Here is a 16,063-nt window from a genome sequence, read left to right as displayed (position 1 = left end):
TCCCGGACGAGGCCGACAGATCCGGTTGAGGACCCGAGGTCAGTCAGAGGTTGAGTCAGACCTGCCCGGGAACCGCTCATGAACATCCTCACTGTCAGACGTTGACGCCGTAGTCGCTCGCGATGCCGCGCAGGCCGGAGGCGTAGCCCTGGCCGATCGCGCGGAACTTCCACTCGCCGCCGTTGCGGTACAGCTCGCCGAAGACCATCGCGGTCTCGGTGGAGGCGTCCTCGCTCAGGTCGTAGCGCGCGATCTCCTGCCCGTTGGCCTGGTTGACGACGCGGATGAACGCGTTGCGGACCTGGCCGAAGTTCTGCATGCGGGCGTCGGCGTCGTAGATCGACACCGGGAAGACCACCTTCGCCACGTCGGCGGGCACCCGGGCCAGGTCGACCTTGATCTGCTCGTCGTCGCCGTCGCCGCCACCGGTCAGGTTGTCGCCGCTGTGCTCGACCGAACCCTCGGGGCTGCGCAGGTTGTTGAAGAACACGAAGTGCTGGTCCGACACGACCTTGCCGAGGGCGTTGCAGAGCAGCGCGCTGGCGTCCAGGTCGTAGTCCGCACCGGTGGTGGTCCGGACGTCCCAGCCGAGCCCGACGATCACGGCGCTCAGACCGGGCGCCTCCTTGCTCAGCGAGACGTTGCCGCCCTTGGCCAGCGAAACTCCCACGATTCCCTCCTCGGATCTCTCCCTGCGGAGGAATCTACAACACTGTAGAGATCACGAGAATCCACCTGCGGTCGCTGCCGACCCCCGGCTTTTCTCAGGGGTGCGCACAGGAACCGGCCGCGGCCCGCACGGCTCCGCGACCACGGCACTTCCCGCGGACGGGCCACGTTTCCGCGCGGACGGGCCCGGCCGGGGCGGCCGACCTACACTGGCCGTGCGGACGGGGCGCCCCGCTCCGCGACCGCGCGGGAGGTTCCCATGCGCCGGCGGCACAGCTTCCACCTCGACCGGGCCGGCCACTCGGTCACCGTCAACGTCCGCTCCGGCCGGATCACCGAGACCGAACTGCTGGTGGACGGCAAGGAGTGCGCGTTCCACCGCGAGCGCGGGCACGGCTCCTACCCGCTGACGCTGGCCGGACAGCTCGCCGAGGAACCGCCGGTGCCGCTCGCCGTGCGGCTGGACCGCACGGGCGTCGCCGAGCACCCGCTCACGTGCGTGCTGGAGCTGGCCGGGGCGGCGCAGTCGATGCCGGAGCGGGTCGGACGCTGAGGCGCGCCCTGCTTGCCCGAGATACTACGGAACCGTAATATCCGAAAACGTGACGTCCGATTCCGCACCCCCCGGGGCCGCCGCGCCCGGCACCCTCGGCGCTCCCGACACCCACGGCACCCACGGCGCCTCCGCGCTGCTCGCGCTCCAACGGGCCACCCACGCCACCCTCCAGCTGCTGGCCGCCGAACTGGCCGGCCTCGGCCTCACCGCCTCCGAGGTCAACGCGCTCGCCAACCTCTCCGACGGGCGGGCCCGGACGGCCTCCGAGCTGGGCGCGGCCGCCGGCACCCGGCCGACCACCCTGACCGGGGTGCTCGACCGCCTGGAGCAGCGCGGCCACATCACCCGCGGCACCCACGCCGGCGACCGCCGCTCGGTCCTGGTCGAGCTCACCGCCTCCGGCCGGCAGGCCGCCGACACCGTCCGGCGGACCGTGGCCGACCTGGAGCACCGCGCGCTCCGCGACCTCACCCCCGCCCAGGTGGACGGCTTCCACGCCGTACTCCTGGCCCTGACGGAGGCTTCCGCATGACCGGGCCCGACGCCCCCCGCACTCCCGCCGCACCGGCGTCCGCGCAGGCGCCGACGCCCGGACCCGCCGCCGCACCGGCCGGGTTCACCGCCCTGATGGAGGAGGTGACGGCCGGCGCCGAGCACTTCGACCACCGCCGGCACGTCCACCTCGCCTGGCTCGCCGTCCGGCGGCACGGCCGCGCCGCCGCGCTCACCCTGGTCGCCGACGGCATCAGGGCCACCGCCACCCGGGCCGGAGCGCCGCAGAGGTTCCACGTGACGATGACCCGGGCCTGGGTCGAGCTGGTCGCTCGACACGCCTCCGACGACGAGGACTTCACGGCCTTCGCCGACCGCCACCCCGACCTGCTCGACAAGGGGCTGCTCGCCCGCCACTACCGGCCCGGGACGCTCGCCGACGAGCGCGCGCGGACCGGCTGGGTCGAGCCCGACCTCAAGCCCTTCGACGATCAGCCCTCCTGACACTCCGCCAGGATCTCCCCGACGGCCTTCGCCGCCCGCTCCGCGTCCTGCGCCACCAGGCCGATCCTGGTCCGGCGGTGGAGCACGTCCGCCAGGTCCAGCGCGCCCTCGTGGGTCACGGCGTAGGCGATCTCCGCGCGCGTCACGTCGATCCCCTCGGCGACCGGCGTGAGCTCGCCGGCCTCCAGCACCTCCGCCGCCGCGCCGCCGTGGCGGGCGACCAGCGAGGCCGGCACGCCGTGCTCCGGGAGCGGGCGGCTGTCGCGGTGCCCGGGGGCGCCGACCAGCGGCAGCCGGGCCGTCCAGCACGCCCGCGCCGGGAGGCCGCGCAGCCGGACGGCGGCGTCCACCGCGTCCTCGGCCATCCGCCGGTAGGTGGTGAGCTTGCCGCCGACCACCGTGACCGTCCCGGACGGGGACTCCAGCACCGCGTGCTCGCGGGAGATGTCGGCCGTGTGTCCGCCCCCGGTGTCGATCAGCGGGCGCAGCCCGGCGTAGGCGCCGCGGACGTCCGCCCTGGTCAGCGCGGTGCTCAGGGCCGCGTTGACGGTGTCGAGGAGGAAGCCGATCTCGGCGTCCGTCGGCACCGGCTCGTCCGGGATCGGGCCCGGCGCGTCCTCGTCGGTGAGGCCGATCGCGACCCGCCCGAGCTGCTGCGGCAGCGCGAAGACGAAGCGGCTGGTCGAGCCGGGCACCGGCACCGTGAGCGCGGCGCGCGGGTGGCCGAGCGCCGCGGCGTCGACCAGGACGTGGGTGCCGCGGCTGGGCCGCAGCCGGATCGACGGGTCCACCTCGCCCGCCCACACGCCGGTGGCGTTGATCACGGCACCGGCACTGATCGTCAGCTCGTGGCCGCCCACCGTGTCGACCAGCCGGGCCGAGCCGCCGGTGACGTCCTCGGCGCGGACCCGGGTCAGCACCGTCGCGCCGTACTGCGCGGCCGTCCTGGCCAGCGCCAGCACCAGTCGCGCGTCGTCGACGAGTTGGCCGTCGTGCGCGACGAGTGCGCCGCGCAGCCCGGCCGTCCGGACGCCCGGCACCAGGCGGCGGGTCCGCTCGGCGTCGATCCGGCGCATCCGGGGCAGCAGCGCGCCCGGCGTGCCGGCGCTCAGCCGCAGCGCGTCGCCGGCGTGGAAGCCGGCACGGATCAGCGCGCCCTGTCCGGGGCGCAGGAGGTCCGGGAGCAGCGGGACGAGCTGGGGCAGCGCCCGGACGAGGTGCGGCGCGGTGCGGGTCATCAGCACCCCTCGCTCGACGGCGCTCTCGCGGGCCACGCCGATCCGTCCGGAGGCGAGGTAGCGCAGGCCGCCGTGCACCAGTTTGGAGCTCCAGCGGCTGGTGCCGAACGCGAGGTCGCGGGACTCGACGAGGACCGTGCGCAGGCCGCGCGAGGCGGCGTCCAGGGCCACGCCGGCGCCGGTGACGCCGCCGCCGATCACCAGCAGGTCGACCTGCGGCCGGTCGGCGAGCGCGTCCAGCTCCACCGCCCGCCTGATGCCGTTGAGCCGGCTCGACCCCGCGAAGGGGCCCGCGGCCGGCGGGGAGGGAGTGGAGGGAGGCGTCATGGCGCGAGGTATCCGTTCAACGCTCGGGCCAGTTCGCGCCGCCAGGCCGCCTCGGGCAGCAGGGAGGCGACCATGCGGTGCGACTGGACGGTGGACTGGGCGATCAGGAGCACCATGGCCGCCAGTTCGAGCGGCTCGCCGGCCCGGATCGAGCCGTGCGCCTGGCCCTGCTCGATGCCGGTGCGCAGCGCCTCCAGGAGGCCGCGCTGGCTGGTGCCGAGCCGTTCGACGACGTACTCCAGGAGCAGGTCGGAGTCGTCGGAGTGCAGCAGGGCCCCGAGCACCGGGTGGTCGCGCAGCCGGACGGCGACCTCGACGACGCGGTCGACGAAGGTCTCGCGGTCGTGCACGTCCAGCACGTCGCCCTCCTGGGTGGCCACCAGGATCTCCCGGGTGAGCAGCGCGCCGATCACCGCCTTCACGTCCGGCCAGCGCCGGTAGACGGTCGGCCGGCTGACCCCGGCGCGGCGCGCGATCTCGGCCAGCTGGGTGCGGCGCACGCCGAGGTGGACGATCAGCTCGGCGGCGGCGTCGAGGATCGCGTCGTCGGTGCTGCGCGGCCGGTCCGTGCCGCGCGGCCCGGGGGCGTCGGCGCCTGGACCATCGACCTCTGGGGTGACGTTACTACTTGACATGATGTGTGAAACTGTAACGCATGGCACCTGAGACGCAAGCGGGCCCGGCCGACGCCGCGCTGCCGCTCCCCCCGATGAAGTGGGACGCCTGGGGCGACCCGGCCCTCGCCAAGGAGCTGTCCGCGGACATCAAGGGACTGCTCGCGGCCGCCCTCGGCGTCACCGGCGACGCCGAGCCCGGCCCCACCGCCGACGAGGTCCGCCTGCGCCCCTCCCGGCTCACCGACGCCGACCTCAAGGCGCTCTCCGCCGCCGTCGGCGAGGCGCACGTGAGCGCCGCCGACGCCGACCGCCTCCCCCGCGCCGGCGGCAAGTCCACCCCCGACCTGCTGCGCCGCCGCAGCCGCGAGCCGCAGGACGCGCCCGACGCCGTCGTGCTGCCCGGCAGCGAGGACGAGATCGCCGCCCTGCTCGCGCTGTGCGCCGAACGCCGCATCGCCGTCGTGCCGTTCGGCGGCGGCACCAGCGTGGTCGGCGGCCTCGACCCCGAGCGCGGCGAGCTGCGCGCCGTCGTCTCGCTCGACCTGCGCCGCTTCGACCAGCTGCTCGACCTCGACGAGACCTCGGGCGAGGCCCTCCTCGGCGCCGGCCTCACCGGCCCGGCCGCGGAGGCGCTGCTCGCCGAGCGCGGCCACGAACTCGGCCACTACCCGCAGAGCTTCCGCTTCGCGACCATCGGCGGCTTCGCGGCCACCCGCTCCTCCGGCCAGGACTCGGCCGGCCACGGGCGCTTCGACGACATGGTGCGCGGGCTGCGCGTCGTGACCCCGGTCGGCGTGCTGGACCTCGGCCGCGCCCCGGCCTCCGCCGCCGGCCCCGACCTGCGCGAGCTCTTCCTCGGCTCGGAGGGCGCCCTCGGCATCATCACCGCCGTCCGGGTCCGCGTGCATCCGCTGCCCGCCGTCAAGGCCTACGAGGCCTGGAGCTTCCCCGACTTCGCGACCGGCAGCGCCGCCCTGCGCGCCGTCGAGCAGCAGGGCACCGGACCGACCGTCATCCGGCTCTCCGACGAGGCCGAGACCATGGTCAACCTGGCCATGACCGAGCAGATCGGCGGCTCGCCCGCGGTCAGCGGCTGCCTCGCCGTCACCGTCTTCGAGGGCACCGCGGAGCAGGTCGCCGCCCGGCACCGGCTCACCCGCGAGGTGCTCCTCGCGACCGGCGGCACCTCGCTCGGCGAGGCCCCCGCCCGTGCCTGGGAGCACGGCCGCTTCAACGCCCCCTACCTCCGGGACTCCCTGCTCAGCGCCGGCGCGCTCTGCGAGACCCTGGAGACGGCGACGAACTGGAGCCGCCTGCCACAGCTGCGGTCCGCCGTCACCGAGGCGCTCACCACCGCTCTGCCCGGCGCGCTCGTGCTCTGCCACATCTCGCACGTCTACCCGACCGGCGCCTCGCTGTACTTCACCGTCGTCGCCGCCCTCGGCGAGGACCCCCTCACCCGGTGGGGCACCGCCAAGCACGCGGCCTGCGAGGCGATCGTCGCAGCGGGCGGCACCATCACCCACCACCACGCCGTCGGCGCCGACCACCGGCCCTGGATGACCGACGAGATCGGCGAGTTGGGCGTGCGGATCCTGCGCGCGGTCAAGGCCGAGCTCGACCCGGCGGGCATCCTCAACCCGGGCAAGCTGATCCCGTGACGACGCGCGCGCCGAGAACCGTCGCGCTGCTGGCCAACCCGGCGGCGGGCGCGGGACACGCCGCGCCCGCCGCCGAGCGGGCCGTCGCCCGCCTGCGGGCGCTCGGCGTCGAGGTCGAGCGTCATACCGGGCGCGACGCCGCGGACGCCGTCCGCCTCGCCCGCGAGGCCGTCGCGGGCGGGGCGGACGCGCTCGTCGTGGTCGGTGGGGACGGCATGGTCAACCTCGCGCTCCAGGCCGTCGCCGGCACCGCCGTCCCGCTCGGGGTCGTCCCCGCGGGCACCGGCAACGACCACGCCCGCGAGTACGGCCTGCCGCGCGACGCCCCCGAGGCCGCCGCCGACGTCATCGCCGCCGGGCGGACCCGCACCGTCGACCTCGGCCGGATCACCGGCCCGGACGGGACGGCCCGCTGGTTCGGCTCCGTCCTCGCCACCGGCTTCGACTCCCTGGTCAGCGACCGCACCAACCGCCTGCGCTGGCCGCGCGGCCGGATGCGCTACAACCTCGCCATCCTCGCCGAGTTCGCCAACCTGCGCCCGCTGCCCTTCCGCATCACCCTCGCCGACGGCACCGTCATCGAGCGCGACCTCACCCTGGCCGCCGTCGGCAACACCCGCAGCTACGGCGGTGGCATGCTCATCTGTCCCGCCGCGCTCCCCGACGACGGCCTGCTCGACGTCACCCTGGTCGCCGCGATGCCCCGGCTGCGGATCGCGCGCTTCTTCCCGACGGTCTTCAAGGGCACCCACGTGCACCACCCCGAGGTGGAGACCCACCGCACCCCGTCCCTGCGGATCGAGTCCCCCGGCATCACGTCCTACGCCGACGGCGAGTTCGTCGCCCCGCTGCCGGTCGACGTCACCGCCGTCCCCAACGCCCTGCGCCTGCTGGTTCCGTAGCGCACCGTTCGTTGCCCACCCCACCACCCGGTCCCGCCCTCGCGGCCGCCCGGCGGTCCATCACCCGCTCGACCACCGCGCCACCGGCCGGCCGCGCCACCGTCGCCACGACGTACCGCCCGTCGGCCGGGGCCTCGGCAGCGTCGCCCACCGGTCAGCCCACCAGTCGCTTGCGCCAGGTCAGCGGGCGTATCTCGATCGCGTGGGCGGCGTCGCCGTTCCACACGGCCGGGAGGCCGGCGTCCGCGAGGGCGGCCACCACCTCGTGGCCGACGGCGGTGGTGGTGAGCGGGGAGCCGTCGAAGCCGCCGTAGAGGAGCGAGAGGCCGTGGCCGCGGACGGCCGACTCCGTGCACTGGGTGTGGAAGTAGACGTAGCCGCGGGCGTCGGGCGCGCCCTCGGCGCCGATCTCGGCCTCGCCGCAGGTGCGGCAGCAGGTGAAGTGCTCGCGGGCCGTGATGCCCTCGGCGTCCAGGGCCGCGAAGGCGCGGGCGAGGCGTTCCGGGTCCGTCTCGCCGACCCAGCCGGTCTGCTCGCCGACGCGCTCCAGCCACAGCCGGTCGGCGAGCTGCTCGGCCTGCTCCCGGGAGACCGGACGGCTCTCCGGGGAGACCAGGTACTCCTCGGCCTCCTCGGCCAGCGCGGCACGGGTGGTGTAGCCGCAGGCCAGGGTCAGGCGCAGCCGCTCCTCCAGGTCGCGGCGCTCGCCGGCCGGCAGGTCGAGCGGGGCCACGGGCTCGGGCGCCGGGCCCGTGTCGAGCGGCTTCCAGTCCAGCCCGTCACCCCAGCCGGGCTCGCGGCGCGCCCAGCCGAGCATGGCGGCGACCACCGGCTCCGGCCGGTCGAGCGTGACCTCGTAGTGCCGGTCGGCGGAGCCGTCCCGGTGCTCCAAGGAGTAGTCGCCGCCCTCGGCGTGCCAGACCTGGATGTAGACGTCGGGCAGGTCGGGCACCCGCTGGACGACGACGAAGTTGTCCCCGTCCGCGCCCAGCCGCCCGACCAGCGCGCCGAGGGCGTCCGCACCCGCCCCGACGTGCCGTGTCCCGTCGTTCTCCTGCACCGTGATCGCCAGCATGGGGCCACCCTGGCACACACCACCGACAACGCCGCTGACGACCGGTCACGGCAGGTCGGTCCCCGGTGGTCGGGCCCGCCGCTCCGTCACCCCCCGTTCTCGCGACGCCGTGCCCCTGAGGGGAGTCCGCCGCCGGCCCGAATCCCGTCCTCGGCCCGGACAGCGACGGGCCCCTTCCCCCGTTCCCGCCGGCGACTCAGAAGGCCGCCCGGGAGGCCCGTGCGGACTCTCACACGCCCCGGGTCGCCTTGATCCGCCCCTCCCCGATCGCGGCCACCAGTTCCGCGTGGTCGAGCTTCGTGCGGTCCGCGTACAACACCGCGAAGTCGGCGATCGCCTCCGCGAAGGTGTCGGCCGCGCCGAGGTAGCCCGCGATGGCGAGCCGGTCGCCGGTGCGGGCGTGGGCGCGGGCGAGGGTGCGGCCGCACAGGTCGGCGTAGGCGCGCAGGTCGGCCGGGGCCATGTCCCCGACGTCCGCCGTGCCCTTCATGTCGCGCAGCTGGCGGGCGTAGAAGTGCCGACCGGCCGGGCCCGTGGTCCAGCCGAGGAAGATGTCGCTCGCCGCCTGCATGAGGTGCTGGCCGGTGACCACGCGCCGGCCGCCGTGGTGCGCGGCCACCTCGGCGTCCAACCGGGTCGCCGGCAGGTGGTCCTCCAGCACCGAGCGCCCGGCCTCCTTGAGCTGGAGGAACAGCGGGTCGCGCCCGTCCCGGCCCTCCAGCAGGACGACGTAGCAGCGGGTGCCGACGCTGCCCACGCCGACCACCTTCACCGCCGCGTCGACGAAGCGGAAGCGGTCGAGCAGGACCCGGCGGTCCTCGGCGAGGGTGGCCCGGTAGTCGCTGAACACCTTGCCGACGGAGCGCAGTTCGGTCTTCGACACCGGCTCGATCAGCGGCGGCGCGCTGACGATGCGCCGCCGTCCGTCCCGCTCCTCGGTGAGCTTGCCGAAGGCCTGGAGGCTGGTGCGGCGCCGGGCGGCGGCGAGGTCCGCCTCGACCCGGCGTCGCCGCTTGCCCCGGCGCACCAGCGGCAGCAGGTCGGCGCTGTCGATCCGGCTGTACCAGACGTCGAGCTCGCGCAGCCCGGCCAGCCGGCGCAGCGCTGCGGCGTAGCCCAGGGCGGCGCTCAGCGCGGCGCGGCGCACGCGCTCCTCGCCGTGCCCGTTGTCGCGGGCGGCGACGGCGACGCTGGCGGCGAGGCGCTTGACGTCCCACTCGAAGGGGCCCGGGTACGTCTCGTCGAAGTCGTTGACGTCGAAGAGCAGAGCACGCTCCGGCGAGGCGTACAGGCCGAAGTTCACCAGGTGGGCGTCGCCGCAGAGCTGGACGGTCAGTCCGGTGTCGGGCCCGGCCGCGAGGTCGGCGGCCATCACGGCGGCGGCGCCGCGCAGGAACGTGAAGGGGGTATCGGCCATCCGGCCGTAGCGGATCGGCAGCAGCCGCGCGACCCTGTCCTCGCCCTGCCGCTCCAGCACCGCGACCGGGTCGGGCCGGTCGGCGGCGGGGATCCAGCGGCCGTGGGCGGAGCGGGAGACCCGTTCGCGGGCGGCCCGGCCCTGGCGGCGGCGTTCGGCGGGCGTGGTCATGCGCGGCTCCTCAATCGGCCTCGGCGGGTGCCCCTCCGGGCGACGCTAGGCGACCGCCGCCGGAGGGCGCACCGCACGCCCCCCGGCGCTGCGCCGAACGGATGATCCACCGGTTCCGTCGGCGCCATGCCCGGCCCCCGTTCACCCGGGCGGTTCCCGGAGGGCGGTTCCCAAAGGGTTGGTCCCGGAGGGTGGGTCCCGGAGGGTGGGTCACTGCACGGCGAAGTCGGCCATCATCGCCATGTCCTCGTGCTCCAGGTTGTGGCAGTGCAGCATGTACGTCCCCGCGTAGTCGGTGAACCGCACGAGCACCTCCACCACCTCGGCCGGCCGCAGGTCGACGGTGTCCTTCCACCCGGCGTCGTACGGCCCCGGCTCCTTGCCGTTGCGCGACAGCACCTGGAAGTGGTTCAGGTGCACGTGGACGGGGTGGTGCAGGTCGCTGGAGAAGCGCCAGACCTCGGTGGCGCCGAGGGCCGGACTCGCGACGTCGCGGCCTGGCTCGTACGGGTCGCCGTTGATCGTCCAGCCCTCGCCGCGGCTGCGCCGGAAGGTGAAGTCGCGGGTGGTCGCGGCGGCGGAGGCGTCGAGTTCCTCGATCGTGGACAGCCGCTCGGGCACCGTCGCGTCGTCGGTGACCTGCCGGGAGGAGACGTCGAAGCGCATGACCTCGGCGGTCCGGCCGCTGCCGAACCGGTTCAGCAGGCGCACGGCGGTGCCGGGCGGGTAGCGGGAGAAGTCGACGACCACGTCGAAGCGCTCGGCGGGGGCGATCTCCAGCGCGTCGTGGGCGACGGGCGCCGCCAGCAGGCCGCCGTCCGAGCCGATCTGGACGAGGGCGTCGCCGCCGGACGGCTGGGGGTCGAGTTCGAGGCGGTAGAGGCGGGCGTTGGAGCCGTTGAGGAACCGCAGCCGGTAGCGCGCCCGGTCCACGTCGAGCCGGGGCCAGGGCGCGCCGTTGACGAGGATGACGTCGCCGAGGACGCCGTTCGCGTAGTCGGCGGTGACACCGGGCTGGTCGGCCCCGGCCGCCGGGTACCGGAACGAGCCGTCCTCGGCGAAGGAGCGGTCGGCGAGCATGAGCGGCAGGTCGCGGTCGCCGTGCGGCAGCGGCAGCGCGGCCTCCTCGTCGTCGTGGACGAGGTGGAAGCCGGCCAGGCCGCGCCAGACGCCCGGGCCGGTGAAGCCCATCCGGTGGTCGTGGTACCAGAGGGTGGCGGCGCGCTGGTTGCCCGGATAGGTGTGGACGCGCTCGCCGGTGACGGACTTCCCGGCCGCGTGGCGCTCCATTCCGGGCATCCCGGCCATGGCGCCGGCGCTCCCGCTCGACCCGACGGGGAGCAGCAGGTCGACCGGGTAGCCGTCGCTGTCGGCCGGGGTGTGCCCGCCGTGGAGGTGGACGACGGACGGCACCGGCAGCTCGTTGCGGTGCTTGACCACCACCGCCCGGCCCGAGCGGGTGACCACCGTCGGCCCCGGCCAGCTGCCGCCGTACGTCCATGCCTCGGTCCTGACGCCCGGCAGGATCTCCAGCCTGGCGACCTGCTGGACGATCTCGTACCGGTCGGCCGTGTCGTCGCCGACCGGCTTGAGCACCGGCGGCACCGGCAGCGGCACCTGGAACGCCGGCGGCAGTTCGAGCCCGCTGCTCAGCAGCCGGCCCGGACGGCCCTCGGTCAGCAGCCGGGCCGCCGAGGGGACCGCGACGGCGGCCACCGCGCCCGCGCCGAGGACGGAGGCGCCGATGCCGAGGAAGCGGCGGCGGTTCACTTGGCCACCTCCACGGGCCCGCCCGGCCGGGGCAGCCGCCCGCTGCCGTCCGGCCCGGGCGCGGCGGCGACGCGGGCGGGCAGCGGCTCGCGCCAGGCGCCGACCAGCGCGAACAGGATGCCGCTGACCAGCAGGACGCCCAGCGTGACGTGCACGCCGAGGGCCCGGCCGTAGCCGGCGGCGATCTGGCCGGTGACCGCCATCGCCAGGACGACGGTGCTCCACAGCGGCCACAGCGGCCCGCGCCCCGGCCACCGGACCAGGACGGCCACCGCGAGCTGCAGCACGACGACGGTGGCCAGCGTCATCGCGTTGCCCTCGTGGTCCTTGAGGGACTCGTAGGTGCCGTTGAGGAAGCTCCCGGCCAGCATGGTCTGGAGGACGGCCAGCAGGCCCAGCGTGGTCGAGGTGACGCGCAGGAGGATCAGCGGCCAGCGGGGCGCGGGGACCGCGGGAGGACTGGTCATTCCGGGCTACTCTCTGCTCGGCGGGTGGGGCGGGGCGGGCGAGAGCGTAGCTGATCCGGCATCACGATCACCGGCAATAAGGAGGGTTGGGCTTTCCGATGGTCCCATTGCGCCTGTTCGGGCCCGCCGGGTGTCACCCGGTCGGGGGACAGGACGGGCAGGGGGGTGCCCTCGCTCCCGGCTCACACCGGGTCGGCCGCCACCCCCTGGTAGGCGGCGCGGAGCTCGTCGAGGACGGGGTGGTCCGCGTCGAACCGCGTGCCGTCGATCGCCGCCACCGGACGCACGCCGACGCCCGCGTTCACCGCGAACGCGGCCTTGAACCGGTCGACCCCGACGGCGTCCACCGGCCCGCGCTCCTGCGGCCCGCCGTACGCGCGGGCGAGCAGCGCGGCGGTGACGCCCGGCAGGCTCGGGCCCTGCGGCCAGACCACACGGCCGCCGTCGTCGACGAAGCCGACGTTCCAGGTGGCGCCCTCGGTCACCCGGCCCGCCGGGTCCACCAGCAACGCGTCGTCGAAACCGGCGAGTTGGGCGCTGCGGCGGTGGCGGACCAGGCCGAACAGCCCGACGTGCTTCACCTCCGGCGCCTCCCGGACGTACGCGACCGTGCGCACCCGCAGCGGGCCGGGCGCGGCGGCCGGGGCCGGGCGGGTGGTGACCAGCAGGCTCGGTGCGGCCGGCCCGGACGGGCGCTCCAGGCCGAGCTCCGGGTCGTAGACGGTGACCCGGACGATCGCCTCCGTGCCGTCCTGCGGCAGCACCGCACGGATCCTCTCGCGCACGACGGCCGGGTCCAGCTCGGCGCCGAACAGCGCCCGGCAGTCCCGCACCAGCCGCTCCAGGTGCAGCGCGAGGCCCCGGACCCGGCCGGCCCCGACCCGCAGGGTGGTGAAGTGCCCGTAGTTCAGCAGCCCAAGCGCCGCCACCCGCGCCGCGTCGGCGGGGGCGCCGTCGATCTCGATCTCAGCCATGGTCCGAGTCTGGCAGGACCCGGGCGCGATTACGCCTAGTGGTCCTGGGGGGAGACCGGGCGGTACGGCGTGACGAACCGCCGGCCCGCCGCCGCGGCCAACTGCTCGAAGTGCTCGATCTTGTAGGCGAGCCCCTCCGGCTCGCCGGTGTCCGCCCAGCGCCACGCCTCCGCCCACCACTGCGGCCCGCGCACCAGCGGGCGGCCGGCGAGCGCCAGGTGCAGCGCGAGCGTCGAGCGCGCGTAGCCGTGCACCCAGCCGTCCGTGCCGCGGTAGGCGGCCGTCTCGTCCAGCCGCAGCCAGCGGCCCTCGCGCCCGGCGGCCAGCAGCGGCACCCAGCCCTGCGCGCCGTCCTCGACCAGCAGGAGCAGCCGCCCGTCCTCCTCCCGCACGCGGTAGGGCGGGAGTTGGGGCATCCGGGCGAGGGCGAGCGAGTGCTTCCAGCCGACCACCCACAGACCCCGGCGCAGGTAGTAGCGGACGGCGTGCTGCCAGGTCCAGTGCGCCTCCAGCCGGAAGCCGGGCAGGCCCTCGGCGGCCGCGGCCCCGTACACGTCCTCCAGCACCCCGGCGGCCAGGCCGCGCCCGCGGGCCTCCGGCCGCAGGTAGAGCGAGGAGACGGCGAGCTGGCCCGGCCCCCGCGTCCAGTTGTCGACGGCCACCGTCCCGGCGACCGCGCCGCCCGGGCCCAGCACCCAGTACCGGCGCCGGTACAGCTCACCGCCCGGCCACTCCCGGCCGCTCTCGCCCAGCCGCTCCCGCCACCGCCGCTCGGCGTCCGGCGCGAGGGCGTCCGGGTCCACCCGCTCCCCCAGCTCGCCCTCCACCAGGGACGCCAAGTCCCAGAGCGCGAAGCGCCGTTCGTCCCCCTCGGGCACCACCGTCAGCCGCGGCCCCGCCGCCAGCCGATCCTGCGCCCGTTCCACCGCTGCATCCCAGGACCTCACCACACGGCCACGATAGACCCGCGGCGGGCACGGATCGTAATCCGGTGGACACCGAACGTCAGATCGGATACGAATTCAACCGTCCACCTCGCGCCGGGGAAGGGAGTTCCCGATGTCGGTGTCCGTCCGTCGGTCAGCCGTGCGCCGGCTCGGCGCCCGCCTTCTCGGGGGCCTCGGTTCGGCTCTCCGCCGGTGCCTTCGCCCGCGCGGGCCGGGTCAGCACGACGGCGGCGATCACGGCCACGGCGCCCACGAGGGCGTTCCAGCCGACGGGTTCGGCGAGGAGGGCCGCCCCCAGGGCCATCGACCAGACCGGCGTCACGTAGGTGACGGCCGAGGCCACCGCGGTGCCCGCCGCCCGGACGAGGCCCAGGTTGAGCACGTACGCGAAGCCGGTACCGGCCGCGCCCAGCACGAGCAGCGCCGCCGCGGCGCCCGCGCCGGGCCAGTGCGGCGCACCCGCGCCGAGCGGCGCCACGACGGCCAGCTCGGCCGCGGCGCAGGTGATCTGAGCGGCCGACAGCGCCGTGGCGCTGAGCGGCCGGCCGCTCAGGAAGCGCCGCAGGTAGGCGAAGCCCGCGCCGTAGCAGCACGCCGAGCCCAGGCAGGCCAGCCCGCCCGCGAGCTCGCCCGAGCCGATGCCGCGCCAGACGCCGAGCACGGTCAGGACACCGGCGAAGCCGAGCACGAGACCGCCGAGCCGGCGCGCCCCCGGGCGGCGCTCCTCCGCCACCGTGGCCACCGCGAACAGCAGCGTGAACAGCGGCGTGGTCCCGTTCAGCACCCCGGCGAGCACCGAGCTGATCTTCGTCTCGCCGAACGAGAAGAGCGTGAACGGCACGGTGTTGAGCAGCACCGCGACCACCGCCGAGTGGCCCCAGACGGCGCGCTCGCGCGGCGCCCGCTCGCGCCGCAGCACGAGGATCGCCCACAGCGTGGCCGCCCCGAGCAGGCTGCGCCACAGCGCCACCCAGAGCGGCGGCACCCCCGCCGTCACCGCGACCTTGATCAGGGCGAAGCTCGCGCCCCAGATCGCCGACAGCACCACGAACCCCGGCCACCAGCGCCGCACTCCGACCACGTCCGTCCTCCCCGCTTCCCCGTCCGGGACGGTCCTCTCCAGACCGGTCCGAGCCAGGACGGTCCGCGCCGGACCGTCCGTCCTGGACAGAGGGTGGCCCTGCCGGGGAACATGAGTCCAACAAGTGACGATGCCGGACGGATGAGGAAGTCTCATGGCTTCGGAGGTCAACCTCGCCCAGCTCAGGGCGCTGATCGCGGTCGCCGACACCGGCGGCTTCGGCGCCGCCGCCGCCGACCTGGGCATCACCCAGTCCGCCGTCTCGCACGCGGTCGCCGCCCTGGAGCGCACCCTCGGCGCGCCCGTCCTGCACCGCGGCAGCCCCGCCCGGCCGACCCCGCTGGGCGAGCAGATCCTGCCGCACGCCCGCACGGCGGTGGCCTCGGCCTCCGCCGTCCGCGCCATCGCCACCCGGCACTCGGGCGGCCTCACCGGCACCGTCCGGCTGGCCGCGCCCACCACCGTCTGCCAGGCGCTGCTCCCCGGGCTGCTCCGGGACTGGGCGGCGGCACACCCGCAGGTGACGGTCCGGATCTTCGAGGGCGAGGACGCCGAGCTGGCGGTCTGGCTGGAGGCGGGCACGGTCGACGCCGCCGTCCTGGTCGACGCCGGGCCGCTCCCGCCCGGCGCGGTCTCCCTCGGCGCGGACTCCATGCACGCGCTGCTCCGGCGGGACCACCCCCTCGCCGAACAGGAGTCCATCCACGTGGCGGACCTCGACGACGACGACTTCCTGCTCTCCGAGGGCGGCTGCGAGCGCCACATCCGCGAGGCGTACCGCCGGGCCGGCACGCGCTTCACCCCACGACACCGGATCCGTGACCTCAACTCGCTCATCGGCATGGTCCACGCGGGTGTCGGCGTCTCGGTGATGCCCGCGCTCGCGCTGACGATGATCCCGGCGGGCTGCGTCCTCGTCCCGATCCGGCCCGCCGTTCACCGGACCCTGACGCTCACCGGGCCGGCCGGCCGGCCGTGGTCCCCCGCCGTGAGCGGCCTGCTCGCTGCGGTGTCGTCGTCGGCAGTGCCCTCGGCGCCGGAGGCGGAGGCCCTCTCGGAGGCGTGAGCCTGGCGAGCCGGGTTCGCGGCGGGCCGGGTGCGCGGCGGGCCGGGTGCGGCACATTTCTGCGGCCGGAGCGTCCTCGGTGGAACTTTTCGCGAGTGGAGGGCCGGCCGGCTGGATCCGGTGGCGCAC

General features: G+C 75.6%; 16 protein-coding genes. 6 read left to right on the top strand and 10 right to left on the bottom strand.

Annotated elements, in window-relative coordinates; all coding sequences use genetic code 11:
- Window positions 1-94: 94 nt before the first annotated feature.
- Window positions 95-670, bottom strand: coding sequence for a TerD family protein (locus tag AB0C76_RS17945; protein WP_359965676.1), 576 nt, complete (start codon window positions 668-670; stop codon window positions 95-97).
- A 258-nt stretch (window positions 671-928) separates the two neighbouring features.
- Here AB0C76_RS17945 and AB0C76_RS17940 point away from each other — a divergent pair, with 258 nt between their 5' ends.
- From AB0C76_RS17940 to AB0C76_RS17930, 3 genes are read left to right on the top strand one after another with little or no spacing between them, the layout of a single operon-like run.
- Window positions 929-1,222, top strand: a complete 294-nt coding sequence (locus AB0C76_RS17940) for a hypothetical protein (protein ID WP_359965673.1) — start codon at window positions 929-931, stop codon at window positions 1,220-1,222.
- 49 nt (window positions 1,223-1,271) lie between these two features.
- Window positions 1,272-1,757 (top strand): MarR family transcriptional regulator, encoded by a 486-nt coding sequence (locus AB0C76_RS17935; RefSeq protein ID WP_359965671.1) that lies wholly within the window; start codon window positions 1,272-1,274, stop codon window positions 1,755-1,757.
- Window positions 1,754-2,221 carry a hypothetical protein gene (locus AB0C76_RS17930; protein WP_359965668.1) on the top strand — a complete coding sequence of 156 codons (468 nt, stop codon included), beginning with the start codon at window positions 1,754-1,756 and terminating at the stop codon, window positions 2,219-2,221. Before AB0C76_RS17935 ends, AB0C76_RS17930 begins: the two co-directional genes overlap by 4 nt.
- On the opposite strand, the gene AB0C76_RS17925 is transcribed toward AB0C76_RS17930, so the two are convergent.
- Both AB0C76_RS17925 and AB0C76_RS17920 read right to left on the bottom strand, forming a co-directional pair.
- Window positions 2,209-3,786, bottom strand: a complete 1,578-nt coding sequence (locus tag AB0C76_RS17925) for a glycerol-3-phosphate dehydrogenase/oxidase (protein WP_359965665.1) — start codon at window positions 3,784-3,786, stop codon at window positions 2,209-2,211. The genes AB0C76_RS17930 and AB0C76_RS17925 overlap by 13 nt on opposite strands.
- The gene (locus AB0C76_RS17920; RefSeq protein ID WP_359965662.1) at window positions 3,783-4,421 is read right to left on the bottom strand and encodes a TetR/AcrR family transcriptional regulator; all 639 of its coding nucleotides are present in this window, start codon (window positions 4,419-4,421) and stop codon (window positions 3,783-3,785) included. The genes AB0C76_RS17925 and AB0C76_RS17920 overlap by 4 nt, the downstream gene beginning before the upstream one ends.
- Window positions 4,422-4,495: 74 nt before the next feature.
- Between AB0C76_RS17920 and AB0C76_RS17915 the strand changes: the two genes are divergently transcribed.
- Both AB0C76_RS17915 and AB0C76_RS17910 read left to right on the top strand, forming a co-directional pair.
- Window positions 4,496-6,064 carry an FAD-binding oxidoreductase gene (locus AB0C76_RS17915; protein WP_359965703.1) on the top strand — a complete coding sequence of 523 codons (1,569 nt, stop codon included), beginning with the start codon at window positions 4,496-4,498 and terminating at the stop codon, window positions 6,062-6,064.
- Entirely contained in the window at window positions 6,061-6,966 is a 906-nt protein-coding gene (locus AB0C76_RS17910) for a diacylglycerol kinase (protein WP_359965659.1), read from the top strand. The genes AB0C76_RS17915 and AB0C76_RS17910 overlap by 4 nt, the downstream gene beginning before the upstream one ends.
- A gap of 154 nt (window positions 6,967-7,120) precedes the next feature.
- Here AB0C76_RS17910 and AB0C76_RS17905 read toward each other — a convergent pair whose 3' ends face one another.
- From AB0C76_RS17905 to AB0C76_RS17875, 7 genes are all read right to left on the bottom strand, one after another.
- Window positions 7,121-8,041 carry a hypothetical protein gene (locus AB0C76_RS17905; RefSeq protein WP_359965656.1) on the bottom strand — a complete coding sequence of 307 codons (921 nt, stop codon included), beginning with the start codon at window positions 8,039-8,041 and terminating at the stop codon, window positions 7,121-7,123.
- Between the two features lie 229 nt (window positions 8,042-8,270).
- A complete protein-coding gene (locus AB0C76_RS17900; protein WP_359965653.1) occupies window positions 8,271-9,629 on the bottom strand; it encodes a DUF2252 domain-containing protein in 1,359 nt (452 codons plus the stop codon).
- Window positions 9,630-9,839: 210 nt separating this feature from the next.
- Window positions 9,840-11,399 (bottom strand): multicopper oxidase domain-containing protein, encoded by a 1,560-nt coding sequence (locus tag AB0C76_RS17895; RefSeq protein WP_359965650.1) that lies wholly within the window; start codon window positions 11,397-11,399, stop codon window positions 9,840-9,842.
- Window positions 11,396-11,866, bottom strand: a complete 471-nt coding sequence (locus AB0C76_RS17890; RefSeq protein ID WP_359965647.1) for a hypothetical protein — start codon at window positions 11,864-11,866, stop codon at window positions 11,396-11,398. Before AB0C76_RS17890 ends, AB0C76_RS17895 begins: the two co-directional genes overlap by 4 nt.
- Window positions 11,867-12,048: 182 nt before the next feature.
- Entirely contained in the window at window positions 12,049-12,840 is a 792-nt protein-coding gene (locus AB0C76_RS17885) for an aminotransferase class IV (RefSeq protein WP_359965644.1), read from the bottom strand.
- A gap of 35 nt (window positions 12,841-12,875) precedes the next feature.
- Window positions 12,876-13,766, bottom strand: coding sequence for a GNAT family N-acetyltransferase (locus tag AB0C76_RS17880; protein WP_359965641.1), 891 nt, complete (start codon window positions 13,764-13,766; stop codon window positions 12,876-12,878).
- A 154-nt stretch (window positions 13,767-13,920) separates the two neighbouring features.
- Window positions 13,921-14,868, bottom strand: coding sequence for a DMT family transporter (locus AB0C76_RS17875; RefSeq protein ID WP_359965639.1), 948 nt, complete (start codon window positions 14,866-14,868; stop codon window positions 13,921-13,923).
- A gap of 154 nt (window positions 14,869-15,022) precedes the next feature.
- Here AB0C76_RS17875 and AB0C76_RS17870 point away from each other — a divergent pair, with 154 nt between their 5' ends.
- Window positions 15,023-15,934, top strand: a complete 912-nt coding sequence (locus AB0C76_RS17870; RefSeq protein WP_359965636.1) for a LysR family transcriptional regulator — start codon at window positions 15,023-15,025, stop codon at window positions 15,932-15,934.
- Window positions 15,935-16,063: the final 129 nt, after the last annotated feature.

Origin of the sequence: Kitasatospora sp. NPDC048722, assembly GCF_040650235.1 — a bacterium.
In the GTDB taxonomy this organism is placed as follows: domain Bacteria; phylum Actinomycetota; class Actinomycetes; order Streptomycetales; family Streptomycetaceae; genus Kitasatospora.
Note: the sequence above shows the minus strand (reverse complement) of the source record. Positions and strands in the feature narration are given on the sequence as shown.